This is a genomic window from Ruegeria sp. BB5 (genome assembly GCF_056539405.1).
On sequence record NZ_JBQFUX010000008.1, the window covers coordinates 142,521 to 167,305 of the forward strand.

30 protein-coding genes are annotated in these 24,785 nt (G+C 53.4%); 23 read left to right on the forward strand and 7 right to left on the reverse strand.

Features of this window, described 5'->3' with window-relative positions; all coding sequences use genetic code 11:
- Positions 1-43 precede the first annotated feature (43 nt).
- Together ACR0DL_RS16955 and ACR0DL_RS16960 are read right to left on the reverse strand one after the other, a co-directional pair.
- Positions 44-970: a DMT family transporter gene (locus ACR0DL_RS16955; protein ID WP_170394367.1), complete on the reverse strand. Its 927-nt coding sequence runs from the start codon at positions 968-970 to the stop codon at positions 44-46.
- A gap of 280 nt (positions 971-1,250) precedes the next feature.
- The gene (locus tag ACR0DL_RS16960; protein WP_170351589.1) at positions 1,251-1,709 is read right to left on the reverse strand and encodes a MarR family winged helix-turn-helix transcriptional regulator; all 459 of its coding nucleotides are present in this window, start codon (positions 1,707-1,709) and stop codon (positions 1,251-1,253) included.
- 97 nt (positions 1,710-1,806) lie between these two features.
- On the opposite strand from ACR0DL_RS16960, the gene ACR0DL_RS16965 reads away from it, so the two are divergent.
- From ACR0DL_RS16965 to ACR0DL_RS17010, 10 genes are all read left to right on the forward strand, one after another.
- Positions 1,807-2,763 (forward strand): catalase, encoded by a 957-nt coding sequence (locus ACR0DL_RS16965; RefSeq protein ID WP_480690345.1) that lies wholly within the window; start codon positions 1,807-1,809, stop codon positions 2,761-2,763.
- A 152-nt stretch (positions 2,764-2,915) separates the two neighbouring features.
- Complete coding sequence (locus tag ACR0DL_RS16970) at positions 2,916-3,812, forward strand: catalase (RefSeq protein ID WP_480690347.1); 897 nt, start codon at positions 2,916-2,918, stop codon at positions 3,810-3,812.
- A 105-nt stretch (positions 3,813-3,917) separates the two neighbouring features.
- Entirely contained in the window at positions 3,918-4,337 is a 420-nt protein-coding gene (locus ACR0DL_RS16975; RefSeq protein WP_480690349.1) for a group III truncated hemoglobin, read from the forward strand.
- Complete coding sequence (locus ACR0DL_RS16980) at positions 4,334-5,077, forward strand: DUF2189 domain-containing protein (protein ID WP_480690351.1); 744 nt, start codon at positions 4,334-4,336, stop codon at positions 5,075-5,077. The genes ACR0DL_RS16975 and ACR0DL_RS16980 overlap by 4 nt, the downstream gene beginning before the upstream one ends.
- Complete coding sequence (locus ACR0DL_RS16985; protein WP_170351582.1) at positions 5,074-5,364, forward strand: TehB family protein; 291 nt, start codon at positions 5,074-5,076, stop codon at positions 5,362-5,364. Before ACR0DL_RS16980 ends, ACR0DL_RS16985 begins: the two co-directional genes overlap by 4 nt.
- Complete coding sequence (ccoN, locus tag ACR0DL_RS16990) at positions 5,354-6,976, forward strand: cytochrome-c oxidase, cbb3-type subunit I (RefSeq protein ID WP_480690353.1); 1,623 nt, start codon at positions 5,354-5,356, stop codon at positions 6,974-6,976. The genes ACR0DL_RS16985 and ccoN overlap by 11 nt, the downstream gene beginning before the upstream one ends.
- A gap of 6 nt (positions 6,977-6,982) precedes the next feature.
- Entirely contained in the window at positions 6,983-7,714 is a 732-nt protein-coding gene (gene ccoO, locus ACR0DL_RS16995) for a cytochrome-c oxidase, cbb3-type subunit II (protein WP_170362187.1), read from the forward strand.
- Positions 7,711-7,878: a cbb3-type cytochrome c oxidase subunit 3 gene (locus ACR0DL_RS17000; RefSeq protein WP_480690355.1), complete on the forward strand. Its 168-nt coding sequence runs from the start codon at positions 7,711-7,713 to the stop codon at positions 7,876-7,878. The genes ccoO and ACR0DL_RS17000 overlap by 4 nt, the downstream gene beginning before the upstream one ends.
- Entirely contained in the window at positions 7,869-8,741 is an 873-nt protein-coding gene (ccoP, locus tag ACR0DL_RS17005) for a cytochrome-c oxidase, cbb3-type subunit III (RefSeq protein WP_480690357.1), read from the forward strand. Before ACR0DL_RS17000 ends, ccoP begins: the two co-directional genes overlap by 10 nt.
- A gap of 25 nt (positions 8,742-8,766) precedes the next feature.
- The gene (locus ACR0DL_RS17010) at positions 8,767-8,892 is read left to right on the forward strand and encodes a hypothetical protein (RefSeq protein WP_264187355.1); all 126 of its coding nucleotides are present in this window, start codon (positions 8,767-8,769) and stop codon (positions 8,890-8,892) included.
- A gap of 33 nt (positions 8,893-8,925) precedes the next feature.
- Here ACR0DL_RS17010 and ACR0DL_RS17015 read toward each other — a convergent pair whose 3' ends face one another.
- Positions 8,926-9,390, reverse strand: a complete 465-nt coding sequence (locus tag ACR0DL_RS17015) for an RrF2 family transcriptional regulator (protein ID WP_170347428.1) — start codon at positions 9,388-9,390, stop codon at positions 8,926-8,928.
- 106 nt (positions 9,391-9,496) lie between these two features.
- Between ACR0DL_RS17015 and ACR0DL_RS17020 the strand changes: the two genes are divergently transcribed.
- The 7 genes from ACR0DL_RS17020 to ACR0DL_RS17050 are packed head-to-tail and all read left to right on the forward strand — an operon-like array spanning position 9,497 to position 14,391.
- Positions 9,497-10,006: a cupredoxin domain-containing protein gene (locus ACR0DL_RS17020; RefSeq protein WP_480690359.1), complete on the forward strand. Its 510-nt coding sequence runs from the start codon at positions 9,497-9,499 to the stop codon at positions 10,004-10,006.
- Positions 10,007-11,467 carry a cbb3-type cytochrome c oxidase subunit I gene (locus tag ACR0DL_RS17025; RefSeq protein WP_480690361.1) on the forward strand — a complete coding sequence of 487 codons (1,461 nt, stop codon included), beginning with the start codon at positions 10,007-10,009 and terminating at the stop codon, positions 11,465-11,467.
- Positions 11,467-12,066 carry an SCO family protein gene (locus tag ACR0DL_RS17030; RefSeq protein ID WP_480690363.1) on the forward strand — a complete coding sequence of 200 codons (600 nt, stop codon included), beginning with the start codon at positions 11,467-11,469 and terminating at the stop codon, positions 12,064-12,066. Before ACR0DL_RS17025 ends, ACR0DL_RS17030 begins: the two co-directional genes overlap by 1 nt.
- Positions 12,063-12,623: a hypothetical protein gene (locus ACR0DL_RS17035; RefSeq protein WP_170378534.1), complete on the forward strand. Its 561-nt coding sequence runs from the start codon at positions 12,063-12,065 to the stop codon at positions 12,621-12,623. Before ACR0DL_RS17030 ends, ACR0DL_RS17035 begins: the two co-directional genes overlap by 4 nt.
- A 6-nt stretch (positions 12,624-12,629) precedes the next feature.
- Positions 12,630-13,433 carry a formate/nitrite transporter family protein gene (locus ACR0DL_RS17040; RefSeq protein WP_480690365.1) on the forward strand — a complete coding sequence of 268 codons (804 nt, stop codon included), beginning with the start codon at positions 12,630-12,632 and terminating at the stop codon, positions 13,431-13,433.
- Positions 13,434-13,458: 25 nt separating this feature from the next.
- Complete coding sequence (locus ACR0DL_RS17045) at positions 13,459-13,986, forward strand: hypothetical protein (RefSeq protein WP_480690367.1); 528 nt, start codon at positions 13,459-13,461, stop codon at positions 13,984-13,986.
- Between the two features lie 39 nt (positions 13,987-14,025).
- The gene (locus ACR0DL_RS17050) at positions 14,026-14,391 is read left to right on the forward strand and encodes a c-type cytochrome (RefSeq protein ID WP_170362178.1); all 366 of its coding nucleotides are present in this window, start codon (positions 14,026-14,028) and stop codon (positions 14,389-14,391) included.
- 85 nt (positions 14,392-14,476) lie between these two features.
- Here the strand turns inward: ACR0DL_RS17050 and ACR0DL_RS17055 are convergent, their stop codons facing one another.
- Positions 14,477-15,421: a hydrogen peroxide-inducible genes activator gene (locus ACR0DL_RS17055; protein WP_480690369.1), complete on the reverse strand. Its 945-nt coding sequence runs from the start codon at positions 15,419-15,421 to the stop codon at positions 14,477-14,479.
- 96 nt (positions 15,422-15,517) lie between these two features.
- On the opposite strand from ACR0DL_RS17055, the gene ACR0DL_RS17060 reads away from it, so the two are divergent.
- Positions 15,518-16,978, forward strand: a complete 1,461-nt coding sequence (locus ACR0DL_RS17060) for a catalase (RefSeq protein WP_480690371.1) — start codon at positions 15,518-15,520, stop codon at positions 16,976-16,978.
- Between the two features lie 169 nt (positions 16,979-17,147).
- Here ACR0DL_RS17060 and ACR0DL_RS17065 read toward each other — a convergent pair whose 3' ends face one another.
- Together ACR0DL_RS17065 and ACR0DL_RS17070 are read right to left on the reverse strand one after the other, a co-directional pair.
- On the reverse strand, positions 17,148-17,672 hold the full coding sequence (locus tag ACR0DL_RS17065) for a redoxin domain-containing protein (RefSeq protein ID WP_480690373.1): 525 nt from the start codon (positions 17,670-17,672) through the stop codon (positions 17,148-17,150).
- A 58-nt stretch (positions 17,673-17,730) separates the two neighbouring features.
- Positions 17,731-18,480, reverse strand: a complete 750-nt coding sequence (locus tag ACR0DL_RS17070; protein WP_480690375.1) for a hypothetical protein — start codon at positions 18,478-18,480, stop codon at positions 17,731-17,733.
- A 212-nt stretch (positions 18,481-18,692) separates the two neighbouring features.
- Here ACR0DL_RS17070 and ACR0DL_RS17075 point away from each other — a divergent pair, with 212 nt between their 5' ends.
- Both ACR0DL_RS17075 and ACR0DL_RS17080 read left to right on the forward strand, forming a co-directional pair.
- On the forward strand, positions 18,693-19,112 hold the full coding sequence (locus ACR0DL_RS17075; protein WP_413247485.1) for a MarR family winged helix-turn-helix transcriptional regulator: 420 nt from the start codon (positions 18,693-18,695) through the stop codon (positions 19,110-19,112).
- Positions 19,109-19,807, forward strand: coding sequence for an MOSC domain-containing protein (locus ACR0DL_RS17080; protein ID WP_480690377.1), 699 nt, complete (start codon positions 19,109-19,111; stop codon positions 19,805-19,807). Before ACR0DL_RS17075 ends, ACR0DL_RS17080 begins: the two co-directional genes overlap by 4 nt.
- A 454-nt stretch (positions 19,808-20,261) precedes the next feature.
- On the opposite strand, the gene ACR0DL_RS17085 is transcribed toward ACR0DL_RS17080, so the two are convergent.
- A complete protein-coding gene (locus tag ACR0DL_RS17085) occupies positions 20,262-21,272 on the reverse strand; it encodes an AraC family transcriptional regulator (RefSeq protein ID WP_480690379.1) in 1,011 nt (336 codons plus the stop codon).
- Between the two features lie 139 nt (positions 21,273-21,411).
- Between ACR0DL_RS17085 and ACR0DL_RS17090 the strand changes: the two genes are divergently transcribed.
- The 3 genes from ACR0DL_RS17090 to ACR0DL_RS17100 all read left to right on the forward strand — a co-directional run bounded on the left by ACR0DL_RS17090 (position 21,412) and on the right by ACR0DL_RS17100 (position 24,775).
- On the forward strand, positions 21,412-22,809 hold the full coding sequence (locus tag ACR0DL_RS17090; RefSeq protein ID WP_480690381.1) for a metal-dependent hydrolase family protein: 1,398 nt from the start codon (positions 21,412-21,414) through the stop codon (positions 22,807-22,809).
- 86 nt (positions 22,810-22,895) lie between these two features.
- Positions 22,896-23,600 carry a DUF3299 domain-containing protein gene (locus ACR0DL_RS17095; RefSeq protein ID WP_480690383.1) on the forward strand — a complete coding sequence of 235 codons (705 nt, stop codon included), beginning with the start codon at positions 22,896-22,898 and terminating at the stop codon, positions 23,598-23,600.
- Positions 23,597-24,775: a carbohydrate porin gene (locus ACR0DL_RS17100; protein ID WP_480690385.1), complete on the forward strand. Its 1,179-nt coding sequence runs from the start codon at positions 23,597-23,599 to the stop codon at positions 24,773-24,775. Before ACR0DL_RS17095 ends, ACR0DL_RS17100 begins: the two co-directional genes overlap by 4 nt.
- Positions 24,776-24,785: the final 10 nt, after the last annotated feature.

Sequence of the window (24,785 nt, forward strand, 5' to 3'; positions counted from 1 at the left end):
TTGTCCAAACTCGCCATAGAGAAAGTCGGCAACGAGACCAAAGCTACCTCTCAGGCTCCTTGCTGATCACGGTCGTCACAGTTCGAGTTGAGCGACTTTGAGTGAGAGCTATCGCGCCCAAAACCAGCGCGCAGGCCAGCGCCTGTGTACCCGTGATTACTTCACCGAATGCAAGAACGCCAACAGCAAACATCGTGGGTAGTTCAATACTTCCGACTACAGCAGTGCGCGCTGCCCCAATAATAGGCGAACAGATCGTGTAAATCAGTTGCGGAATAAGCGCCGTCACAAGGCCCAACCCGACAACTAGAACCCAGTCGTCCCCACCTTCTGGTAGAATTTCGCCGACCTCGGATGAAAGAATGAGAGGGGCAAGGCCAATGACCGACCCAAGCGAGACTGACGCCATTCTGGCTAAAGGCGCAATACGTGACAGGCGGTGCACGAGAACACATATGCCGAAGCCAAAACCGAAAGGTGCCGCTAATGAGACGAGAAGGATTGGAATTTGGTCCGGTGGCACAGATGCTGGAGAACCTGCGAATATCGCAGCAGCGACGATCAATCCAGCCGCAACAAAGCTGCGTCGCGTTGGTTGATCACCAAAAAGCGCCCATGCGATGGCAATCGTAAACACCGGATAGGTCATGTAGAGTACGCCAACTGTCGATGCAGGAACAGTCTCAAGAGCAGTAACATAGCCGACCCAGCCAAGACCCATCACTGCGCCCGCAACCATACCCCAGACGATTTCTCGCCACTTTGAGTGATGCATTACAAGTGCGGGCAAAAGGACAACCGCTGCCAAGATGTACCGATAAAAGGCAACCGCATAGGGAGCGAGACCCTGATCGGTGAGCCCACGGCTAAAATAGGGTACAAGGCCAAAACAGATGGATGCAAAAAGCACACCAACGACCGCAAGGGCATAGGGTATGGCGTTCCGCTTGGCTGAGGTTAGTTGGTTCATTGCTGACAACTAACACGCTATGCTGCGGTTGACATCGTCAGGCCATATGAACGGCAACTTTGTACGCGTTCGCGACCTGTTGCATGAGCGAAAGACCGAGGTGTGATCAAGGTCTGGTAAGGGCTCATCGCAGGTCCGCAATCGTTTTGTGAGCTTAAAGATCTAGCGATCAGTCTTGTGGCGAACATGGCAAAGAGCGAATGTTTGCTTGGAAGTCCTGGATAAATACTTGGAGAATATTAGAGAAAATCTGTGATGTCTTTCGCACTTCGATAACGGATTACTTGCTGGCGATCTTCTTGCAAATTCGGATGATGTCATCTGCCTCATGTTGAGTAAGGCCAATTTGGGAAAAGACTTCAGATGATATCCCGCAGCTTTTTATCCAGATGCTGCGTCCTGTTTCAGTTAGAGTGACAATCTTCTGGCGCTCGTTCCCGTCCCGCGTCTCACGCCGTAACAGATCTTTTTCCTCAAGGCGCCGCAACAACGGCGTCATTGTCGCTCCGGATACGTCAAGCCGTTTTGCCAAAGTGGAAATGGAGACACCATCCTCTTCGGACAATGCCATCAAGACCAAATACTGGGTGTAAGTTAGTCCCTGGGCCTTCAGAAGTATCTGGTAAAGCTGCTCTATCTTGTGCGAGGCCGCGTAGACCGCAAAGCACAACTGATTGTCTAGCCGAACATCTTCGTCGGTCTCAGGCTTTTTCGTCTTGGGCACGATGGCGACTTTCATTTTTGATCTCGGGCACTTTTTAGCATCTGAAGTTTTTACTTGCAAATAATTAGGAAGCTAAATATTAGCTAGCAAATAAATGCAAATGGAGGATGTAATGATCAGACGCAGCATTATAGCTATTGGCATTTCTGTGGGGGCGACACCTGCCGTCGCAGAAGGTGACTTTGACTTTGAGAAGGGTTTCGCTGCCTTCGAAGACTTGTTTGGTATGACTGAAGGTAAACGCCGCAATCACACCAAAGGATTTTGCGTTGAGGGCACGCTTACACCCTTAGACGAGACGATTGAAACGTACTCCAACAGCACTTTGTTCACTAGTGAATCTTCGGTTATTGCTCGGGTGTCCCACAAGGGTGGTAAGGCAAATCCAGCAGACGACAAATACGGGCTACTTGGGCTATCGATGGAGATCACGACGCCGGATGATGACCTGCACGTGATTGCCATGAACACCGAACACTTCTTTCCGGTGCCGACGAGCAAAGCGTTCATCGAACTTTTGCGTTCCAAGGCTGCTGGAGCGGACGCAACCAAGGCGTTTGCTGCCGCCAATCCTTCATTGAAGACCTACAGCGAGTATCATGGCGCGTTGGATAAATCGCTTCGACCCCATGAGGGTACAACCTACTACAGCGTGAATTCTTTCCTCCTTGTAAATGACGCGGGTCAAGAAACTGCGATGCGATTCTATTTCCGCCCATCGGGGCAGGAGGATATCGTTGTTGACACTCACCCCGACTTCTTCATTGAAAACATGCAGGCCAATATCGCCAACGGGGGCGTGTCCTGGGACATGGTTATCGTTCTGGCTAACGCTGATGACAATGTCGAAGATCCCTCTGTTCAGTGGACCGGCGATCACACAGAAATCGTTGCTGCGCGTTTCACAGCGAATGCTGCGATGACTGAAGATGACGGGCAGTGTGACGAGATCAACTTTGACCCGCTGATCTTGAGTGAAGGCTTTGCGCCATCCAATGATCCCATGTTGCAAGCACGATCGTTGATCTACGCACATGGTGTAGGAAAACGGCTGTCTGAAAAAGAATAACTTTGGATCCACTGAATCAGCGGATCAATCGATTTCCTGTGATGCTCTGCGTTGCCGGAAATACGAATTCTCAATGAGCAAAATGCATGGGCAATAAAGCCATCTCAAAGAGGGTTTCCCGGCCTGCTCGATAACTGATCAAGGAGGACGTCATGTCACAGGCAGTAAAACTAATCGACGCACTGAATGGTACGTTTGGCCGTCACAATGGCTATCGCGCGTCACACGCAAAGGGGTTTACAGCACAGGGGCGTTTCTGTCCTGCTGCGGAGGAGCCGAGAGTTCAAATCCCGATGTTGAACAATGAATGCAAGGCTACGGCGCGCTTCTCCGTTGGGGGTGGAAAACCGGGCATCAGTGACAAAAGCCCTACGGTGCGCGGGATTGGGCTGGAGATCGGAAATGGATCAGGCTCTTGGGTTCTGACGTTAATTTCGAACCCGGTTTTCTTTGCCAACTCTGCTGCACAATTCCGGGCTTTTCTTGCCGCTCGTATTCCTGATCCGGACACCGGTGCCCCGAATCCGAAGTTGGTAGAAGCCTTTAATGAGGCAAACCCCAACACGGTGCCACACCAACAATATCTAAGGTCTGTTGCGCCCTGCCGTTGTTATTCGTCTGAACAATACCACTCTGGTCATGCTTATCGGTTTGATTGGAGTGGAAGGGAAATCTCTGCCCGAATTCTGCTGGAGCCGGAGGGTGGGCGTTTGGCATTGAGCAAGGAAGAGATGGAAACCCTCTCGGATGATTTCCTTCATGACAGGTTCCTGGAAAAGCTCTGCGATGGTCCCGCCCGTTGGTCGTTGAAGTTGGTGATCGCGAACGCCGCTGACAATGTGTCTGATCCGACTGTGCCTTGGAGTGGGACACATACCATGGTTGATCTTGGGACAATTCAGGTTGGGCTACCTGATGATCGTTCTGAAAGCACCAAAAAGGTGTTCGACCCAACCCGGATGCCTGAAGGAGTTAGGGCACCCCTGGATGATGTTTTTTCCCTGCGAAGTGGAGCTTACGCGGAATCTGCGGCAAGACGATCCGTCTGAGAGGCGGGTTGAGTATCTGTGGGGTACCAGCGCCCCCTTTAATAGGTATTGACAATACCTATTAAAGGGGGCAGAAAACGGGAGCCCGAAATGGAGTAGATTCTGATGACAACTGCGATGGTTGCCAAACCACAGATGTTTGAAATTTCCGCTGAGGAAATTGAGATATTGGTTTGCCGGTTTTACGCGCAGATAAGGGTGCATCCTGTATTGGGGCCCGTGTTCAATGAGGCCATTCAGGATTGGAAAGCGCACGAAGAAAAGATCGCTTCGTTCTGGCGCGGCGCGATCCTCAGGGAGCCCGGGTATTCCGGAAATCCAATGCAGGCTCATCTGGCGAATTCAGACATCCTTCCCGAGCATTTTCCCTTGTGGCTCGATCTGTTTGGCGAAACGGCACATCAGGTTCTGCAGCCAGATACCGCTCAAGCTTTTACTCATTTGACCAACCGGATCGGTAAAGGTTTGACCTTTGGGATCGAGAACTTTCGTCGCGAGGTGGGTGCCCCGCCGGAGTTGTCATGACCATATCGGTATATTCAAAAGCGCAGGTCATTACCGAGCCGCCAATCCAAGTCGTGAAACGTTGGTTGCGAGCGGGATGGCGCGATTTTAGAGCGAACCTTGAGTATTCGATTTGTTACGGCATTGCGCTTGTTCTGTTGGGATGGGCATGTGTCGCGGGTCTTGTGTTTAGCGGTCAAGGTTGGGTTCTGCTGCCACTTTTGGCTGGTGGCGTGCTTGTTGGACCCATTGCCACCGTTGGTTTGTATTCGATCGCCAGCGGTGACACTGGACCCGCCGTCGCTAAGGGGCAGATTGCTCTGGTCGGCGCGATCCTCATGGTGTTTGCCCTGACTTGGATACGTGCCGCGACAGTCATGTTCGCCATTGTTTATGGTCTGCGCCCGTTCTCAGGCTTCGCTGACACTCTACTGCTGATGATCAGCACACCGTCCGGCTGGGCTTTATTAGTCTCTGGATCTTTGATCGGCGGATTGTTTGCATCGTTGGGGTTCGCTGTCTCAGCCTTTTCGCTTCCGATGCTTGTAGACCGCAAGATTGATGGCTTCTCAGCCATGGGGCTGAGTTTTAATGCCACCACTCACAATTTTCGTCTTTGCCTGTATTGGGGCAGTGCGATTACCGCGCTGACTTTGTTGGGGATTTTATCGGGCCTGCTAGGGCTGGCCGTAGTTTTCCCTTTGCTGGGATATTCAACCTGGCATGCCTATGCAGAGCTTTTCCATGGAGACGCACAATGACAGAAGCCCTTCCAGAAGGCGTGGTGCACTATGCGACTTCGCAATTCACGCACGACACTCTGCCAGAAAAATTGCGCAAGGATCACAGCACGAAAGCCGGTGTCTGGGGCCAATTGGCGGTGCAATCTGGCCAGCTTTTGCTGCGTCGGGACAACAAAGATGACTTGGTGTTGGCTGCGGGTGATACGGCGGTCTTTGCGCCCCAGGAAACTCACTCTGTGAACCCCATGGGAGAGGTCGCATTGGAAGTGCGTTTCCACCGGCAGGAGCGGCCAGATGCTGAATAACAATACTGTCGAAAACGTTTTGGTCCTGTGTGCTCTTGTCATTGTTCTGATCGGCGGAGTGGCCATTCTTGGTTGGGGTGTACCTATCGCCTATGTGCTGCATGGCTGGATGATCGCCATCTTCGCCGGTTGGGGGTTGATCTGGATGATCACCCGAATGAGTGAAGAAATCCGGGACATCCCGCTTGAGTATAGTGACAAGGTCACGCGTTTCGGTGTCATAGCTGCTCTATTTTGGGCCTTGGTTGGTTTTACCGTCGGAGACATTCTAGCTTGGCAACTGGCCTTTCCGGCATTGAACGGGGATGTTTTCTGGTCGAACTTTGGCCGGTTGCGTCCGGTACACACGTCCGCGGTCATTTTTGGATTTGGCGGCAATGCCTTAATCGCAACTTCGTTCTACGTGGTGCAGCGCACCTCGCGGGCAAGACTGGCCAGTGAATCGCTGCCTTGGATGGTCTTTTGGGGCTATAACCTTTTCATGGTCCTTGCGGCGACCGGCTACCCCTTGGGGATTACCCAATCCAAGGAATATGCGGAACCGGAATGGTACGCGGATCTTTTGTTGCTGGTTGTATGGGTAGGGTACCTCGCGCTTTACCTAAAGACCCTTTCGCGTCGGGCAGAGCCGCATATCTATGTGGCCAACTGGTACTATCTGGCTTTCATTGTCGTCATCGCGATGCTGCACTCGGTGAACAACCTCTCGGTGCCCGTCTCCATCGCTTACCCCAAAAGCTACTCGCTTTTTTCCGGGACACAGGATGCCATGACTCAGTGGTGGTACGGGCATAACGCGGTTGGTTTCCTGCTTACGGCAGGGTTCCTGGGGATGCTCTATTACTTCCTGCCTAAAGCTGTGAACCGGCCGATCTATTCATACCGGATGTCGATTGTGGGGTTCTGGGGGATCACTTTTCTCTACCTTTGGGCCGGATCGCATCACCTGCATTATACAGCCCTGCCTGATTGGGTTCAGTACCTTGGTATGACCATGTCGATCATTTTGCTGGTTCCCAGCTGGGCCTCTGTGTTCAACGGCATTCTTACGATCAACGGGGCTTGGGATAAAGTCCGGACGGACCCGGCGGTCCGGTTCATGATGGTCGCAATTCTGTTCTATGGGCTGTCGACATTTGAAGGTTCGTTCATGGCGATCCGCCCGGTAAACTCGCTAAGCCACTATACCGACTGGACGGTTGGGCACGTTCATGCCGGCGCCTTGGGTTGGGTCGCCTTCATCACCTTTGGTGCCTTGTACAAGCTGGTGCCCTGGATATGGAAGCGGGACGGCGTGTATTCCTTGCGGCTGGAGGCCTGGCACTTCTGGCTCGCCCTGAGCGGAACGCTGATTTACGTCGGGGCGATGTGGAACAGCGGCATCACGCAATCGCTGATTTGGCAGACCTATGATGCGGACGGCGCTTTCCTCTATTCCTTCCTCGACAGTGTGATCGCGATGCATCCCTACTATGTCGCCCGCGCGATTGGGGGGCTGTTGTATCTGATCGGAGCCTGCATCGGTGCATACAATATTTACATGACTGTGAGTGGGCCGAAGAAGGCCCAAACCCGGGAAGCCGGACCATTGGTCCAGCTGCCAGCGGAGTAAGTCCCAATGAGCACTCAGCACCAAAAACTCGAACGCCATTCACTTGGGTTTGCAATGGCAATCCTGATGGTTGCATCGATCGGTGGAATTGTCGAAATCGCGCCGTTGTTCACGATCGAAAACACAGTGGAAAAGGTCGAAGGTATGCGGCCCTACACGCCGCTGGAACTTGCCGGGCGTGACATCTATGTCCGCGAGGGGTGCTATGCCTGCCATAGCCAGATGATCCGCACCCTGCGGTCGGACATAGAACGCTATGGACATTACAGTCTGGCTGCCGAAAGCATGTATGACCATCCGTTTCAATGGGGCTCGAAACGTACAGGGCCGGACTTGGCGCGCATTGGTGGAAAATATTCTGACGCATGGCATGTGGCGCATCTGGAAGCGCCGCGAGATCTGGTCGAGGGGTCCATCATGCCGGGCTATGCGTTTTTGTCCGAGACGCGCCTTGCGACTGGGCATTTGCCTGCGTCACTGACAGCCCTCAGCCGGGCTGGTGTGCCCTATACGGACAGCCAGATCGAAAACGCCGAAAAGGACGCTGCAAGGCAGGCGGATGCTGAGCAGTACTTTGAAGGAGAATTGCAGGAAAGTTACGGCGAAAATGTGCAGGTCAGGGATTACGACGGGCAGCCGGCCGAGTTGACGGAAATGGATGCTCTTGTGGCCTATCTTCAGGTTCTTGGCACATTGGCCGATCTGGATTCGTTAAACCTTGAGAAGGTTCAGCGATGACACATGATACGGTTCTCGTTTTCTCCAAGACTTGGGGCGCAATCTACCTGCTGGCCGTCTTTTTAGCTGCAGCTGTTTGGACCTATCGGCCCTCGCGCCGGAAGGTTTACGACGATGCCGCCCAATCCCCACTCGACAGCCGGGAGGATCAGCCATGTCGATGAGGGAAAAGGATCCCGTTTCCGGCACCGATCTGACTGGCCACGAATGGGACGGTATCAAAGAGTTGGATACACCTGTTCCCTGGGCTGCCCGATGGGCGCTGTGGATCAGTATCATCATAGCAGCGCTGTATTGGGTGCTTTACCCATCTTTCCCGAGTGTGCGTGACTACGCGAAGGGGATGCTTGGCTATTCCTCGCGTGCAGAAGTTGCGACGGCACTTCAACAGGCGGATGCGAGTCGAGAAATGACATTCGCGCCTTTCGCGTCCGGGGATATAGAGAAGCTGGCCGCCGATCCGACGCTTGAGGCGCGGTATAGCGCGTCGATTTCCAAGCTTTACGCCGACAACTGTGCGGCTTGTCACCGGAATAATCTGAAAGGGCAGGTTGGCTTTCCCAACCTGGTGGACCGTCATTGGCTGTGGTCAGGCTCGCCGAAAGAGATAGAGACAACCATACGCTATGGAATCAATGCGCAGCATGACGATACACGGATCGCACAGATGCTTGCCTTTGGTGCGGATGGCATGATCGAAAATCAACAGGTAGAGGAAGTCACGGAATTTGTCTTGTTCCTCTCTGGACAGCAGCATGATGCGACGGCGGCCGAAGCCGGTAAATTGGTTTTTGAAGAAAACTGCGCGGCCTGCCACGGAGATGACGGCCGCGGGGGCTACGAGATCGGCGCGCCAGATTTGGGCGATGAAAGTTGGATCTATGGGGGCGACCGGGACGCCATCTATCACAGCATCCATTTTGGCCGACGGGGGGTGATGCCGGCGTGGGACGGACGTTTGAGTGACGCTCAGATCCGAATGCTGACACTGTACTTACTCTGGAATGCAGAAGATGTACCAAGCTGAAGAGAATCCACGATTCCGAAGGGCAATGTATCTGATGATAATGGTCCTGTTGGCCGGCTACATCGGGTTCAAGGCATGGCACCTGTCGATGGCATTCGAGGCCTGGGAAGGGCAGGCGATTGAGGGTGCCGTGCCTGGTGCAGCTAAATGAAAATCGTGGTTTTATACGATTTCAATTTGCGTATTAATGATCTGAAGCCAGCGCATGACTAACTTCTAGCGCTCGGATCAGGTTTTTCATTCCGCGATTTCCTTCCAAAACATCCTGCAATGTCTTGCTGTCCAAGGCAGTAAAAAACGCCTCTTGAGCTTCAGTCAGGATTGGCAGCAACCCACAGGCAGGCGTCATCACACAACAGCCGCCGTCTTCTTTCATACACTCAACCAAAGGGGTGCCGCGTTCGGATTTTCGCAGCAGGCCGCCAATCGAGATCGCATTGGGAGGCAAGGCCATTCGCATTCCTCCGTTGCGTCCACGAACGGATTCTACGTAGCCCTCGTGTGTGAGCCACTGGGAGATCTTGGCCAGGTGATTGAAGGGCAAGTTTTGCATAGCCGCAATCTCGCGGGTCGACATCAACCCCTCTTCGTGGGTGGCAAGATGGATCAGGATGCGCAAGGCATAGTCGGAAAACTTGGTAATTTGCATAGTTATATCTCTCATAAAAAATAGGCTTTGAAAATGCCTATTTTGTTGACATCTTTTTCTGATCTTTATAATAGGTATTTAAAATGCTTAATAAGGGAGATGGCTCATGCAGCCTGTTGTACTTTTGATCTCGCTGATCCTGATGGCAGTGCTGTCACTTGTCTTCTGGAAGGCCGCGCGCGCCTCGAACGGGGCGGAAGCAGGACCCAATGCCAACTCGAAGCGTGCGGGCTTGATCTGGGCGATGACGATTGTTGGAGTAATCGTGGCAGTCGGTTCATTGCGACCATGGCCGCACGCTTTGGCCAGTACAGACGGTGCCATCACCGTTTCCATCACCAGCGGGCAGTGGTGGTGGGATATCGACACAGTTGAGATCCCTGCTGGAACGCCCATCAATTTTAGCGCCACGACCGAAGATGTTACCCACGGATTGGGCATTTACACTTCAGACCTCCGCCTTCTGACGCAGGTCCAAGTGATCCCCGGTTACACAACCGAAGTTTCTTACACGTTCGATGAACCCGGCACTTACCAGGTCCTGTGCATGGAATTCTGCGGGGTGGCGCATCAGGACATGGTCAACGAATTCGAAGTCGTCGCGGTGGAGGACTAAATGAGCGCTGTATCTGAACTTGTCGCGGAAAAACCAATCGTCACTGAACCCCAGGCTGGGGCAGTCAAGCTTACCATGATCCTCTCAGGCGCGGTCTTTGCTTTGATGATGGTCTTTGGTCTGATCATGCGTGCTGCGCAGGGCCAATGGATCGAAGTGGATCCGGCTTTGTTTTACCAGTTGCTGACGGCCCATGGCGCCGGAATGGTTGGTACAGCTGCACTGTCTGGCGCCGCAATCATGTGGTATTTTTGCGGGCGTCATATCGTTCTGACGGCTGGAATCTATTGGGCTTTCCTTGCTTTGTTTCTGCCAGGCGTCGTCCTGATCTTAGGCTCGATCTTCATCGGCGGATATGGCGGCGCATGGACATTCCTGTTTCCCTTGCCCGCGATGTCAGGCGGAGCGTGGGAAGCCGGCGCGGCTGCTGCGTTCATGCTTGGATATGTTTCGATCGGCGTTGGCTTTCTGCTGTATTATCTGGAGCTCGGTCGTCAGATTCATGCCCGTTATGGCAGCCTTTTGCGCGCCCTGGGCTGGAACCTGATCCTAGGGCGAGAGGACAAAAATCCTCCGCCGCCAACAATCATCGCGGCGGCGGCCGTGACTATTTTCAATTCGATCGGGATAATCCTAGGTGCCGCGGTGTTGGTGGCGAGCCTTGTCCACCTGCTGGTGCCGGGTTTTGAAGTAAACGCGCTGTTGGCCAAGAACCTGATCTATTTCTTTGGCCACGTTTTCATCAATGCCTCAATCTACATGGCCGTCACTGCGGTGTATGAAATCCTGCCGGAATACACCGGCAAACCGTGGAAATCGAACCGTCTGTTTGCGATTGCCTGGAATGCAGTTCTGATCTTCGTGATGGCTGTTTACTGGCACCATCTGCTTCAGGATGTGGTGATGCCACCCTGGATGCTGGTGGTCGGGCAACTGGTCTCATACTTCAGCGGCATTCCCCTCATCGCGGTCACAGCATTCTCTACGTTCCTCTATGTGCGAGGTTCGAAAATGACCTGGGATCTGACGTCCTCACTGCTGGTTCTGTCCGTGGCAGGCTGGTCGGTCGGCTCAATCCCCGCGTCAATCGACGGGATGATCAGTGTGAACAAAGTGATGCACAATACAATGTGGGTCCCGGGGCATTTCCACACCTACCTGCTGCTGGGCGAAGTGGCGATGGCCTTTGGGTTCATGGCCTGGCTGGTCCGAGGCAAAACCATCGCCCAGATAAGCGGGTTGGACCGGGTCGCTTTTGTGACCTACCTCGCAGGCGCCGCTGGGTTTGTGACGGTGTTTCTCTTCTCTGGTGCGGCTTCGATCCCGCGTCGCTGGGCAGTGCACTACGAAGAATGGCTGACCCACGACCGCATTGGCACCTTGTTCGGCGTGCTGGTCGTGTTGGGAACATTGCTCTTTGTGCTGCGCTTTGTGCTGCGTCTTGGGCGGTGTGACAGCTGATGATTGCGCGCGCTCTTCCCTCGGTTCTGGTCGCGAGCATCGGCTTGGGAACTCTCTGGCATGCCACAGATGGAGGGCAGGCTTTCACCAGCGAAGCCGCTCGGAGATTGGACGTGGTGCACGCACCGCGTCCAGTTCCAGCCCTGCAACTGGAAGACATGTCAGGTCAGTTGATGCCCCTGTTGCCGCAAGGGAAGGAGTTGGTTTTGGTCGAGTTCATCTACACCGTGTGCGGCGACATCTGCCAGATTGCAGGCGCAGACTTTGCCAAGATCCGAGATCAATTGGAACAGCGTGGAGAGTCCGTCCGGATGATCTCGGTCAGTTTTGATCCTAAGCGAGACACGCCCGAGCAGATGACGATTTACGGGGAAGCCCATGAGGCGGACGGAAAAATGTGGACCGTCGCGCGGCCGAGGCCAGAAGAGTTGCCGGCATTGTTGAAGCTTTTTGACGTGACTGTCATTCCCGATGAATGGGGCGGGTTTCAGCACAATGCCGCAATCCATGTGATTGAAAGCGACGGCCGCTTTTCGGCGGTGTTTGACACCGATGCGATCGACGATGTTCTGACCCATTTGGAGGAGCGCAGCTCATGAAGTTGCTTGGTTTGGCCTTCCTGGCTTCTGCCGAGGCCGTTGCACTTCGCTATGCGGTTGTTGAAAGTCCGATCCAGCATGTCCTGGTGCAGATGCCATTGTTGGTTCTAGCCGGGGTGTTGTTGGCTTGGAACAGGCAGGTCCGGCGTGAATGGGCTGTTCCGTTGCTACTTGTGGCCTTGACCGTATTTCTGTTCTGGATGCTGCCTAGAAACGTTGATTGGGCGCTGACGCCGACAGGGGAACTTACTAAATATCTGAGCTTGCCTTTGCTGTTGGGGGCACTGCTGAGGTTGTCCTGGCCCTGGCTGGGCCCGGTGCTTCGCGGATTTCTGAAGGCGAATGCGCTGTCGATGCTGGGTGTGCTGGGTTTTCTGTATACGCATGCGCCGGTCAGGATTTGCAACTCCTACCTGGTCTCGGCTCAGAAGGATCTGGGCATGGCCTTTCTCTACCTCGCTGCATGCTTGGCCTGTCTCTGGGCTATCCCGATCCTGTTTGGAAATCCAAGTGGCCAAAGGTCGAACGCGACCGGCTGCGCAAGCTGTGGAGTATAATACGAAATGACCTATGCTGACACAGTCATTGGGTTCGCAGAATTGGCGCAAGAGAAAGGCGTCAACCTGCGTGCAGATCCAATTGCCTTTCTGATCCTCGCCTTAAAAGCCGGGGCGTTTGTTGGGGCGGGCATCTTGCTGATCTTTTCTGTTGGGCAGGGTGCGGATCCATCCATCCGTCCCATCGTCATGGGGGCCAGCTTCGGTATCGCCTTGACCCTTGTGGTTTTTGCAGGGGCCGAGCTGTTTACTGGTCACACCATGTACATGACGCACGGATTGCTGGCCAAAAGTGTTGCTTGGTGGGATGTGCTGCGCTGCTGGTTGGTCAGTTGGGCAGGAAATCTGATCGGGGCCATATTGCTGGCGTTGCTGTTCGTCGCAGGCGGTGGTGGACTTATCTTAGGGGCAGGCGAAGAGGCTTTTCTTTATAAGGTGGCCATCAAGAAGATGCACGGCACCGAGTTGGAGCTGTTCGCCAAAGCGATCCTGTGCAATTGGCTGGTTTGTCTTGCCTTGTGGTGTTCGGCGCGCGCAAAAGACGACGTTACCAAATGCATCGTCATCTTCTGGTGTCTTTATGCATTTATTGCTGCGGGGTTTGAACACAGCGTTGCGAACATGACCGTGTTTTCACTGGCGCTGATCTCAGATCACCCCGACAGCATCACCCTGGCCGGAGCCGCCCACAATTTGACGTATGTCACCTTGGGCAACGCATTCGCCGGTGCCGGGATCATGGGCTACGGCTACTGGCGAGCGGCTTCTAAACCCACGGTTAGGGGCGCCGCAACACACGCGTCAACCTAACACCCTGTCTAGTGAGGGCGCGATCATGAGCGTGACACAACCTGTCAAAATCTCTGTCTCAAAAAACCGACTGTCCCATGCCGAGCCTCTTTTTGAGGCCGCCCGCATTGCACTGATTGCGACTATCTCTGTTTGGATGGGCGCCGCAGTTGGCGGTAACTTGATCGCGGCTCCGGCCAAGTTCCAAGCCCCGTCATTGACATTGCCGGTCGCCTTGGACGTTGGGCGGATGCAATTCCTGTGGATTGGCGTATTCGAGGCGTTTTGCACGCTACTAATTGCAGTTCTTCTTCTGTCGTTCCGGCAGAAACCGTCGTTGTCATTAATTGTCGCGCTCTGCGTGTTCGGGTTTCAAAGGCTTTGGCTCCTTCCTTTGCTGAACGCGCGGACGCTTTTGATCATCGCGGGTCAACCAGTCGAGGACAGTTCATTGCATCTGCTCTACGTCGCGTCTGAATTTCTGAAGATCGGTTTTCTTTTTTGGGCTGGCATTCGGGAAAGGAGAAGCCTGTTCCGAAAAGCAAGACCGACTGCAGTTTCGGTCCAAACCTGAACTCTCAAATATCTGCAATCAAAAGGAAGGGATGATCTCATGCGAGGTATTCTTGTGGCTGTAACAATAGCGCTGGCGGGTGCTCAAAGCGTTGCCGCAGAAGGCGACGCGGCGGCAGGCGAAAAAGTTTTCAAAAAATGTGCCGCATGTCATGCAGTTGACGAAGGTAAGAAAAAAGTAGGCCCAACGATGTTTGGTGTTTGGGGCCGAGAAGCTGGCGCTGTTGATGGATACAAATACTCAACAGCGATGGGGGAAGCCGGATTTGTTTGGGATGAAGAACGCTTATCCGGGTTCCTAGCGTCTCCCAAAAAGTACCTGCCGGGCACGAAGATGTCCTTTCCCGGAATAAAGAAACCGGAGCAAATCTCAGACCTGCTGGCTTATCTGGAATCCCTGCAGTGACAGACCAACGGCGTTTCTTTGATGGTGACTTGTACGCTTGCCCTCAAAGAAACGCTATATTGCCTTTTCCGTGGTTGGTCAGGCTCTAAGCTTTTCCGTTCAAATACCGCGCCATTTCCGGGGCAGCCATAAGGGTCTGAATGAAAGTCCCGAAATGTTCAAGCGATCCCGTGCGTGGGTCACTGTCGCGCCATGCCAGCCTGATAGAACGGCCAAACACCCCATCCGCAATGGGATGTGTTGTTGCTAGGCCGCCGAAACGGTCGGGGCCACTCACAGACAATGCCGGAAAAAGCGCGCAACCCTCTCCCAGCGCGACCATTTGCCGGAGCATCTCAAGACTGCTGGCAACTCTTTTTCCTGGTCGGTCAATCCGGTCGCAAAACGCAACGGTCTGATCCCGTAGACAGTGTTCTTGAGAAAGTAGAACGAGCTGTGAGGACAAAACCTTAGACCAACGAACCTTTTCATTGGGTTTGAGATCCAGATCCTTGGGACAGGCAAAAACAAATGGTTCATGAAACAGCTCAAGCGCACTTAGTGCAGGCTGTTTCGGATTAGTTGCGATCAGCGCAGCGTCCAGCGCCCGATTGGTGAGCATCTCTTCAAGAACATGCGTGGGTTCTTCGAACAGTGACAGCCTTAACTTGGGATAAGCGGCTTTGAGTGACTTGAGGATGAGCGGCAATAAGTAAGGACCAAGGGTCGGAAGTACACCAAACTTCAAATCACCTTCCAGATTGTCACTCAGGCTCAGCGACAATTCCAACAGCTCACGAGCCTCGCTCAGAAGGATTTCTGCTTTTTGCAGGACTATCCGGCCATTTTGCGTCAAAGAGACATGCCTGCCCTGACGTTCGAAAATCGAAAATCCAAGTCGGGCCTCTAGCTTCAATACTTGTTGGCTGATTGCAGGTTGTGAAACCCCACAGATATCAGCTGCTCGGCCAAAATGACCTTCTTCGGCAATGCTTTGAATGTACTCAAGATCTCTGAGTGAAAGACCGGCAACCGAGGTTCTTCTTGCCATGCATCACCTCTGATTATCGATCGGATAATTTATATAAGTTGGAGTAATTTGGCGGTTTTCGGTTTTGTCCTGCCAATACCAACTCAGGAGATTGACATGACCAGCAAACCGAAACTGACCACCGCATTTGGCGCGCCAGTGCCCGACAACCAAAACACTCTGACGGCGGGGCCGCGTGGTCCTGCGCTGCTTCAGGATGTCTGGTTTCTTGAGAAGATGGCTCATTTTGATCGCGAAGTGATCCCCGAACGCCGGATGCATGCCAAAGGGTCCGGCGCTTACGGTAAGTTCACAGTGACCCACGACATCACATGCTATACACGCGCCAAATTGTTCTCTGATGTTGGCAAGATGACGGATCTCTTCCTGCGCTTTTCGACCGTTGCAGGAGAACGCGGTGCGGCGGACGCGGAACGGGACATTCGCGGCTTTGCAGTCAAGTTTTACACCGAGGAAGGCAACTGGGATCTGGTGGGCAATAACACTCCAGTGTTTTTCCTTCGCGACCCATTGAAGTTTCCCGATCTTAACCACGCGGTCAAACGCGATCCGCGGACCAACATGCGCAGTGCGGATAACAACTGGGACTTCTGGACCAGCCTTCCCGAAGCTTTGCTCCAGGTGACGATTGTTATGTCTGATCGCGGCATTCCCGCAACCTACCGGCACATGCACGGCTTTGGCAGCCACACATTCAGCTTTATCAATTCGGACAGCGAACGGTTCTGGGTCAAATTCCATTTCAAAACCCAGCAGGGGATCAAAAACCTTACCGACGAAGAAGCCGCGCAAATCATCTCTGGTGACCGTGAAAGCCATCAGCGTGATCTTTATGATGCTATCGAAGACGGTGATTTTCCCAAATGGACGCTCTACGTCCAAGTCATGCCAGAGAAGGATGCGGGTACATACCACCTCAACCCATTTGATCTGACCAAGGTTTGGCCGCATGGGGACTATCCGCTGATTGAGGTTGGCGAGCTGGAATTGAACCGCAACCCCGAGAACTACTTTGCCGAAGTGGAACAGGCGGCCTTTGCGCCTTCTACAATTGTACCTGGTATCAGCTTTTCGCCGGACAAAATGCTGCAAGGACGTCTGTTTTCCTATGGCGACACTCAGCGGTATCGGTTGGGTGTCAACCATTCCCAGATCCCGGTGAATGCGCCGCGTTGCCCGTATCATTCCTACCATCGTGATGGAGCGATGAGGGTCGACGGCAATGCCGGATCTCGGATTGGCTATGAACCCAATATGCATGGCGAATGGTCCGAGCAACCGGATTTCTCCGAACCACCTTTGTCCATCGAAGGTGCTGCGGATCATTGGAACCACCGCGAGGATGATGACTATTTCTCGCAACCCGGTGATTTGTTCCGCCTGATGACGCCGGAGCAGCAAAAAGTGTTGTTCGCAAACACTGCCCGCGCGATTGGCGCTGCAAGGAAGGAAATTCAGATCCGTCACATATCGAACTGTCTCAAGGCCGATCCTGGTTATGGTGCCGGTGTGGCAAGCGCGCTTGGTTTGAGCATCGAGTGTGTAGACCGGGCATAAAAACAAATGGCAAGTCCCCGATCTTTTGGGACTTGCCTGACGCTGTGGGTTGTTGGGTAGCGAGCACCGTTTGGTGTTTTTGGGCTTTTCGTCGCCGTGTAAGACAAAACTACGGTTTGGCGATGGCGCTTGGAAAAAACGATTTCCATATGTGGGCACCTTGGCCCGATCACACATTGCAGCTACCTGGTTTGCATTCGCTTTGATCAACAGTGACGGTACCGCCTTTGGTCGACACGACCTCCTGTGTCAGAAGACTGCCAATCTCGGACCCCAATTGAAGTTCTGAAACCTGACCAAGGTGATGCGCAACGATCTGCCCCGCCTGATCTAATAGGACAAGGCTTGGTGTGCCGCGCATGCCAAAGCGAGACATCGTGTTTGGCAACGGTCCTGCGCCCTGTTTGTCCACGCCGACAGGGAACGTGATGCGATATTCATGCAGGAAAGCTTGCAAAGACACCGGTGTCATAGCGTTGTGATGCTCGAACACGGTGTGCAGGCCAATTACGGCTACCTTCTCTTCAGGAAACGTCCTCTGAATCGACTGTGCCAAGGGAATACCGTGCAGGACACATCCTGGGCAAAGCATTTGAAAGGCCTCAATGACGACAACCCGTCCTTTTAGGTTATCTAGGGTTAGGGGCGTGTCTGTGTTGAACCATTCCGTGACGTCTAACTCTGGTGCTTGCATTTTCTTTGTCCTCAGTAGCAGGCAGCCGCCGTGGGTTCGGCGGCTGCGCAATCGAATGTTAGTGAATCTTGCCCGGCAGGCTCAGTTCGCCAGATGCGACGTCAAAAACATCTGTGACGCACAGCAAGGGAGCATGGATATTAGCGTTCACACGCAAGGCCGAAGTGACGCCATCGTAAGCGACACCTTCCAGTTCAATGTCGCTGGCGAAGCCTGCGTTCACCGAGATTTCAGGGCCGTCAAACAAAGGCGTAAACCCAGGGCTATCCAGAAAGATCGGAAACCCAGGCCATGTCGCAGGTAGCTTGGGTGTGGAACCTTCGGGGATGTCACGTACGGCAAGCGCGTCGGGTCCGCACGCTTCGGTCGGGGTCAACACAACCCAATGGCTGTGCCATTCGATGCCGTCGTTGGCCGGATCTCCGTCACCGTTCTCGTCAAAAAGCGGTGTGTCATCAAAATCTGGATGACTGGTTGCGGCCATTGCAAGGATGCCTGTGCCGCCTTCGAACCCAACGGCCGAAGGGTCCAAAGACGTAGGCCAGACATATGACCAGACGTCTGAACCACCGACCTCTCCAGTTGCCGCCGGAACCGAGGCACCAGCCGATCCATTCGTGGTCATGTGAAAAGTGACCGTGTTTCCATTGCGGTGCGCGTGCGCGGCCAGAATGTCAAAATCCGCGACTTTACTGGCGTCAGCAGAAGATATGATTGCGCCATCCTGATGAATGGCATGGTTCCCATCAGCAAAAGCTGTGCTGCCGATGAGCAGAGCCAAAGTAGAAGTGAGCGTTGAAAGTTTCATGGGTGCCTCCAATTAAAAGATAGCGAGTCGCTACTATAATGAGAAATACATTGCAACTATAATTTCGAGTCGCTACTAAAAGTGTTATGAACACAGATCATCGCATACGCACACTGATCAACCGTCTGGCCCGGATTGATGCGTCCGAAGGATGGGCGGGAGATCTGAACCCGACTCAGAGGATGGCGCTCGAGTACCTCGCTGAGGCGAACATGTTCTCGCGCTCGCCGTCGCATGTCGCAGAGTACATCGGTACAACCCGTGGAACGATGTCACAGACGCTCAAGGCTTTGGCGCGCAAAGGCTATGTAGAAGAGCACCGCAAAGAACACGATCAGCGGTCGATTTCCTACGAACTCACAAAAGAAGGGGCCGAGATCGTACGTCAGCCAAATCCTGTTGCTCAGGCAATTGGAGATATGCCCTTAGAAAACCAAGCCATGCTTGAGCAGGGGCTGATGCAAGGCCTCAGTCTGGCTTTGGCCGTAAATGGAGGCCGATCCTTCGGACAATGCAAATCCTGCGCCCATCATGATGTCACGACGGAAAACGGTTTTTGCAAATTGTTGGGTGTTTCATTGGAGCCCGGCGAAAAAGACAAGATCTGCATTGAGCACGAGGAAGCCAGATGAACCATCCTGAACTGTCGGCAAACATCGACGGCATTTTCCTTGGAGCCATCAGAGATCGCTGGGAAGGCAAACCGTCTTCGGCCATTCAGAAAGATCGGGTGGACGGCCGGCAGGTTGTTACCTCGCTCGGTTTTGCAGGCGATGCGCAGGCGGATTTGACCGTACACGGTGGTAAAGACAAAGCCATCCATCATTATGCACTTGATCACTATTCAGCCTGGCAAGCAGAGGGCCTAATGGCACCCGGCACAATACCAGCGGCGTTTGGTGAGAACATTTCAACAACGGGGCTGACCGAGGAAAACCTCTGCATCGGGGACATCCTGTCACTCGGGACGGCTGTAGTTCAAATTAGCCAGGGGCGGCAGCCGTGCTGGAAACTTGGACTACATACCGGGCGAAAGGAAATGCCGAACCAGTTTCAGAAGACGGGCCGAACCGGATGGTACTATCGTGTACTCGAACCTGGCGAAGTTGGCGCCGGTGATCGGATCACCTTGTCTGAAAGGCCAAATCCCAATTGGTCTGTATTGGCTGTTACACGCGCACGGTTGACTCGTCGCATTCTGCCGGAAGATGCCGAGGTTTTGTCTCAGATGGAAGAACTTGCTGAGGGTTGGCGACAAGCCTTTAGTCGAATGGCTGAAGGCAATGCCAAGGAGGATACATCGGCAAGGCTTGGAGGCTCAGGGTAAGACACCCAACGTGCGTTCTGTCGCGACGTAATTTCCTTGATCTTATTAACCTTCTCAATTCCATGACAGTCAAATCCCCGTTTGTCAGTCGCTGGGTGGGGCAGGTAAAAAATGAGACTTCAACTCCAGCACCGATGAAATGCCATTAACCGCTTTGGGCCAGAAATGCTTGACGTTTGGGGCAAAATTGAATGACGTGATTTGAGCATTTCTTGAGGTTTTGACTGTCGATTGAGTCAAATATCACTGACGCTCCACATCTCCTGTTGAACGTCACACGAACCTGACCCAACCGTCACAGTTGGACCAGAAACTAGGTGAACGTTCGACATCAGAAGGCGCCCCCAACGTTGGACATCAGTTGAATTTGACCTTTGCGTTATCAACTAACACGCTGCCTCCATTTCATACTCCCGCAGACAGTTTGGTTTGATCTGACTTCCCTTTCGGAACATCAGAGTCGCTGCTTTTTCCGGAAAGCAGTCGGTGTCATTCCGGTCTGGCCTCGAAAAAAGCGAGTGAAGTGGGACTTGTCGGAATAACCGAGCATCAAACCAATCTCCGCAATTGTCATCTGGCCTTCTTTGAGGTGCTCCTTGGCGACATCGACACGCAGCCGTTTGACTTCGCGTGGGAGCGTTGTGCCTTGCCGCTGAAGCGCTTTCAAAAACCGTTCCGGCTGTATTCCCAGTAATCCCGCCATCGCCTCCGGCCCCAAATCGGTTTCATCTAGTTTGTCGCGTAATACAGATCGCAAAGCAGCTACCACTGTTACTTCTTCATCTTGTCGCTGTGAGGCGATGGGTTTTGCAGAGCCCTCAGAGACATGGTGCAAATACAACCATTCCACAGGAAAACTAATTTGCATTCCGGGATCGGCTCCAAGGCCAACCTCGATCCCCTTGTAGTTGATAGGCAGACCATTGATGTATCGACTTTCCCATCGCACACGGGAAGAATCCCAAGAATCTCCGACGACGGTCTGCAATAGACGTACATAGATTGCGGCACCAAAACCGGTCACCTGAATGGGTGGGACAGTTGGTTCCTGTTGCCTATCGATACGATAAGTCGCTTTGTCTGCTTCAATGACAAGGTTGTGCCGCACAGAATTGGACTCCTGCGGTACAAGCCCAATAAAGCGAGTAAAAAACTCGAACAGCGTTTTTGTAGATTGCAGGGCTTGAGCGAACGGAGGCCACTCTTGCAGGTCAAACGTCTCCCCTACGTTCAGTCCAAGGTATCGATCCCCGGACACGTCTGAGAAGGAATTCAGCAAACCATAGACCAACTCTGAGTGAACGAACACGGATGGGTCAGACAACAGTTCGGCTTTCAAGCCGACCTGATCCAGTGCTGGTTGCGGATTGATCTCACGTTCGGTGAGATATTGCAGGAACGGAGCAGCTAAGGAGAGGCGAATAAAGCCCTCGCTATGCTCTTGTGAGGTGGAGTTGAAAGGCAAGTTCGTCACCCTCGTTTGGATTAGTCTTACAATGTGGCCATTTTTGCAGTCACATTCGAACATCCTAATGCGAAACTGGCAACCGAGGCAAAGGTTTCCGGGTTACAGTTGGCAAAACATGAATGTGAAGGGAGTGCTTATGTCCGGTCTACGAATGTCGCTTTGCTCGACGGCAATTGTCGCTGCAGGACTTTGTTTTTCAGCGTCCGCGCAGGCTCAGGATCAAGAAGAACCCCAAACGCTGTTTACCAACGTGCATGTCTTCGATGGCGTGAATGAACAGCGTATCGAGAATGCCAGCGTATTGGTCGAGGGCAACCTGATTACGACTGTATCAACTGAAGCGATTGACGCCCCCAATGCTACGGTTATTGACGGAGAAGGGAGGACACTGACCCCCGGCTTTATTGAAAATCATGCACACCTGATGCTGCCCGGACCCACGTTGCCGTCAATGGAAGCCAACAGCACTTGGGAAGACCTCGCGATTCACGGCACTCAAATGGCTGAGATGTACTTAATGCAAGGCTTTACCACTGTAAGAGATGCAGGTGGCGCTAATGGAGGTCTTCGTCGCGCAATCGACAGCGGGACCATTGCCGGGCCGCGTTTCTACCCTGCGGCTGCTTTTCTAAGTACACGTGGTGGCCATGCTGATTTCGCCAACTTTACGGCGCCTGTTGGCCAGTCTTCAAACTTCAGCCGTCTGAATATGGCCCAAGAAGTCGACAGTGTCTCCGAAATGTACAAGTTTGCTCGCAACAACTTCCGGATGGGAGCAACACAACTAAAGTACATGCAATCAGGCGGTGTAGTTTCAGCGTTTGACCCGTGGCAGTTGTTGGCTGGATCGACGGCAGAATTAGAAGCGGCCGTGCAGGTTGCAAACGAATACGAAAGCTACGTCATGGCCCATTCCTACCGCAAGGAAACGATCATGGCGGCACTGAATGCTGGTGTGCGATCAATTGAACACGGGTTCATGTTTGATTGTGAGATATCAGCGCTGATGGAAGAGAAAGGAGCCTACATCACAACCAATCTCACAGCATTTGATCCAAATCTCTTTGATATTCCTGCCATTCGAGATGTCCCAGCCAGCTTACGAAAGGCACAGTCCGCGACGCAGGCTTTTGGCGACTACATAAAAAACATGAATGAGTGCCCAGCCAAAAGAGGGTTTCACACGGATTGCGTAGGTTCTGTAGCGGCCTGCAATATTCAAATTGCGTATGAAAAACATCTCAATAATGAGTTCTTTGGCTCCCACGCTTCATTGGTCGCAATGACGTCCACCGGCGGTGAAATCGCCGCTTTGTCGGGGCCGTTTATGAACCCCTATCCCGAAGGCAAATTGGGCGTGATTGAGGAGGGGGCCTATGCAGACATTCTGCTCATTGACGGCAACCCGCTTGAAGACTTCTCGGTTGTTGGCACGGGTAATCAGTGGTTCGGTGCCGATCCGAGGGCTGAAAGCCCAGATACGATCCGCCTGATCATGAAGGACGGCGTCATCTTCAAAAACACACTGGATTGACCTGTCTAAACAGCCGGAGAGTATTTATGCACCATTGGTTTCGCTCCTTAGTGTTTGCAGGGTTGGTTTGGTGTGGTCATCCTGTCATGGCGACGCCAGGAACCGCTTTGGACTGGTCTGACCTACCTGACCCGTCCGCGCAGGTCTTTGAAGACCCCTATCGAGATCTCAGCCCCGAACAATTCGACGATGTCCTCTACGTCGTACGACTGCGCGGCAGGCTGCAGCAGGATGGCGGCAGTGAAGAAGAGAGGCAGAAATGGCAAGGGTTTCTGACCGAGACTGAGGATGCCTTGGCGGCTGATGGAATTGATGTCGACTGGCTACTCGATCAGCGAGAGGTTGTAACGGAACGTCGAAGAAAGGCTGGGGCGAACGGAAATCTGCAATTCGACGGTCAAATAGTAACACTCGCGGGCTTTGCCATTCCTGCTCCGAGTGATCCGGACGGACGGCCTGTGGTGTATTTGGTGCCAGAAAGAGGGATGTGCAGCCACATGCCTCCACCTCCGCCCAACCAGATGATCCGTGTGCGGTTGAACGGGGGCTGGACGCCCAGCTATTTCCATGAACCCGTTCGGCTGACAGGCACGCTAACGATCGATCCGTCTGTTCAGAATATGATGGTTGTGGATGGCCAGATGCCCATGAGCGCGACTTTCCAGTTGGAAGCAGAAAGTGTCGAAACTCTGGAAACCAAGGCAGATAGGCTGGAATGGAAGCAGCGTGCCGCTGATCGCATCCGCGCGGCGGGCAATCGCAAGACCGGCGGGGCAAAGGCGTCTGAATGATAAGACTTCTGGTTGCCGCATTGAGCATTGCCTTCGCTGGCGCAGCGTCGGCTCAGGGACTATCCGGGCCATCTTCGGTCGAGGCTGATCTTGAGCCCGGAGATGGGCTAACCGACCCACAATATCGTTCCGATTTTCCGCGCAATATCGCACCGGGTTGGTTTCAATGGAAAGACCGACTGGCTGTGGGTGGGTTTCGCTTCAACATTGATTACTTGGCATTGGGCCAATCCACAAATGCTGATCTGGGAACCGGCGAAGCGGCCAGCGGAATTGCGCGTTTCTACGGTAGTTGGCAGGCAACTGAACGCGGCTCTCTGACATTCAAGATCGAAGATCGGCACAGCTACACCGATGTTGCCCCACAGTTTTTGGGGCTGGATGGCGGAGCCCTTTCAATCACGGGAACAGCCTTCAACGATAATGGTCTGCTGCTGACCAATCTGTTCTGGACTCAAAGGGCCGAGAACGGTTCGTGGACGCTGCAAGTTGGCCAGATTGATGTAACGGACTTTGTGGATATCTATGGGTTGGTCAGCCCCTACAGTGGTTTCCAAAACCTGTCTTTCAATACCAATCCGACTATTAACACACCCAATCAAGGCCTTGGCATTGCCGGTGGGGTAAAGCTGAGCGAAAACTTCTACGCTGTTGCCAGCGTCTCAGACGCAAACGCCGACCCGTCTGATCCAAACTTTGATGTGTTTAGCGACGGCAATCTCTTCAAATCACTCGAATTTGGTTACACCTCCGGCTTTGATCGCATCTACTTCGACAACATCCATTTGACCCTCTGGCATGCGGATGCGGCTGACGATGGCAGTCGAGCGGAAGATTACGGCGCTGCGTTCTCTGCCGCATGGTTTGTTGACAATAAGTGGATGCCGTTCTTTCGGGCTGGGGCCTCAAAGGGTACCGCAGCGCTTTATGACCGGTCCGTCTCAGCAGGTCTGGGCTACTATGGTCGCAACACCGATTTGGCCGGGCTGGGCCTGAATTGGGCCGAGGCAAGAGGCATAGACGGTGACCAGTTCACGCTGGAGGCATTCTACCGGATTTCAATCTCGCCCGGACTGCAGATCACGCCATCGCTGCAGTTCATTTCTGACCCGCTACTGAACCCCAATCAGGATAGCATTACGCTGTTCGGTCTAAGAACCCGGATCGTTTTCTGAGGGGTTCGAA

What these genes read in the sequence shown, in the direction of transcription:
- ACR0DL_RS16955 (WP_170394367.1), bottom strand. Translation starts at nt 970, where the DNA reads ATGAACCAACTAACCTCAGCCAAGCGGAACGCCATACCCTATGCCCTT.
- ACR0DL_RS16960 (WP_170351589.1), bottom strand. Translation starts at nt 1,709, where the DNA reads ATGAAAGTCGCCATCGTGCCCAAGACGAAAAAGCCTGAGACCGACGAA.
- ACR0DL_RS16965 (WP_480690345.1), top strand. Translation starts at nt 1,807, where the DNA reads ATGATCAGACGCAGCATTATAGCTATTGGCATTTCTGTGGGGGCGACA.
- ACR0DL_RS16970 (WP_480690347.1), top strand. Translation starts at nt 2,916, where the DNA reads ATGTCACAGGCAGTAAAACTAATCGACGCACTGAATGGTACGTTTGGC.
- ACR0DL_RS16975 (WP_480690349.1), top strand. Translation starts at nt 3,918, where the DNA reads ATGACAACTGCGATGGTTGCCAAACCACAGATGTTTGAAATTTCCGCT.
- ACR0DL_RS16980 (WP_480690351.1), top strand. Translation starts at nt 4,334, where the DNA reads ATGACCATATCGGTATATTCAAAAGCGCAGGTCATTACCGAGCCGCCA.
- ACR0DL_RS16985 (WP_170351582.1), top strand. Translation starts at nt 5,074, where the DNA reads ATGACAGAAGCCCTTCCAGAAGGCGTGGTGCACTATGCGACTTCGCAA.
- ccoN (WP_480690353.1), top strand. Translation starts at nt 5,354, where the DNA reads ATGCTGAATAACAATACTGTCGAAAACGTTTTGGTCCTGTGTGCTCTT.
- ccoO (WP_170362187.1), top strand. Translation starts at nt 6,983, where the DNA reads ATGAGCACTCAGCACCAAAAACTCGAACGCCATTCACTTGGGTTTGCA.
- ACR0DL_RS17000 (WP_480690355.1), top strand. Translation starts at nt 7,711, where the DNA reads ATGACACATGATACGGTTCTCGTTTTCTCCAAGACTTGGGGCGCAATC.
- ccoP (WP_480690357.1), top strand. Translation starts at nt 7,869, where the DNA reads ATGTCGATGAGGGAAAAGGATCCCGTTTCCGGCACCGATCTGACTGGC.
- ACR0DL_RS17010 (WP_264187355.1), top strand. Translation starts at nt 8,767, where the DNA reads ATGTATCTGATGATAATGGTCCTGTTGGCCGGCTACATCGGGTTCAAG.
- ACR0DL_RS17015 (WP_170347428.1), bottom strand. Translation starts at nt 9,390, where the DNA reads ATGCAAATTACCAAGTTTTCCGACTATGCCTTGCGCATCCTGATCCAT.
- ACR0DL_RS17020 (WP_480690359.1), top strand. Translation starts at nt 9,497, where the DNA reads ATGCAGCCTGTTGTACTTTTGATCTCGCTGATCCTGATGGCAGTGCTG.
- ACR0DL_RS17025 (WP_480690361.1), top strand. Translation starts at nt 10,007, where the DNA reads ATGAGCGCTGTATCTGAACTTGTCGCGGAAAAACCAATCGTCACTGAA.
- ACR0DL_RS17030 (WP_480690363.1), top strand. Translation starts at nt 11,467, where the DNA reads ATGATTGCGCGCGCTCTTCCCTCGGTTCTGGTCGCGAGCATCGGCTTG.
- ACR0DL_RS17035 (WP_170378534.1), top strand. Translation starts at nt 12,063, where the DNA reads ATGAAGTTGCTTGGTTTGGCCTTCCTGGCTTCTGCCGAGGCCGTTGCA.
- ACR0DL_RS17040 (WP_480690365.1), top strand. Translation starts at nt 12,630, where the DNA reads ATGACCTATGCTGACACAGTCATTGGGTTCGCAGAATTGGCGCAAGAG.
- ACR0DL_RS17045 (WP_480690367.1), top strand. Translation starts at nt 13,459, where the DNA reads ATGAGCGTGACACAACCTGTCAAAATCTCTGTCTCAAAAAACCGACTG.
- ACR0DL_RS17050 (WP_170362178.1), top strand. Translation starts at nt 14,026, where the DNA reads ATGCGAGGTATTCTTGTGGCTGTAACAATAGCGCTGGCGGGTGCTCAA.
- ACR0DL_RS17055 (WP_480690369.1), bottom strand. Translation starts at nt 15,421, where the DNA reads ATGGCAAGAAGAACCTCGGTTGCCGGTCTTTCACTCAGAGATCTTGAG.
- ACR0DL_RS17060 (WP_480690371.1), top strand. Translation starts at nt 15,518, where the DNA reads ATGACCAGCAAACCGAAACTGACCACCGCATTTGGCGCGCCAGTGCCC.
- ACR0DL_RS17065 (WP_480690373.1), bottom strand. Translation starts at nt 17,672, where the DNA reads ATGCAAGCACCAGAGTTAGACGTCACGGAATGGTTCAACACAGACACG.
- ACR0DL_RS17070 (WP_480690375.1), bottom strand. Translation starts at nt 18,480, where the DNA reads ATGAAACTTTCAACGCTCACTTCTACTTTGGCTCTGCTCATCGGCAGC.
- ACR0DL_RS17075 (WP_413247485.1), top strand. Translation starts at nt 18,693, where the DNA reads ATGTTCTCGCGCTCGCCGTCGCATGTCGCAGAGTACATCGGTACAACC.
- ACR0DL_RS17080 (WP_480690377.1), top strand. Translation starts at nt 19,109, where the DNA reads ATGAACCATCCTGAACTGTCGGCAAACATCGACGGCATTTTCCTTGGA.
- ACR0DL_RS17090 (WP_480690381.1), top strand. Translation starts at nt 21,412, where the DNA reads ATGTCCGGTCTACGAATGTCGCTTTGCTCGACGGCAATTGTCGCTGCA.
- ACR0DL_RS17095 (WP_480690383.1), top strand. Translation starts at nt 22,896, where the DNA reads ATGGCGACGCCAGGAACCGCTTTGGACTGGTCTGACCTACCTGACCCG.
- ACR0DL_RS17100 (WP_480690385.1), top strand. Translation starts at nt 23,597, where the DNA reads ATGATAAGACTTCTGGTTGCCGCATTGAGCATTGCCTTCGCTGGCGCA.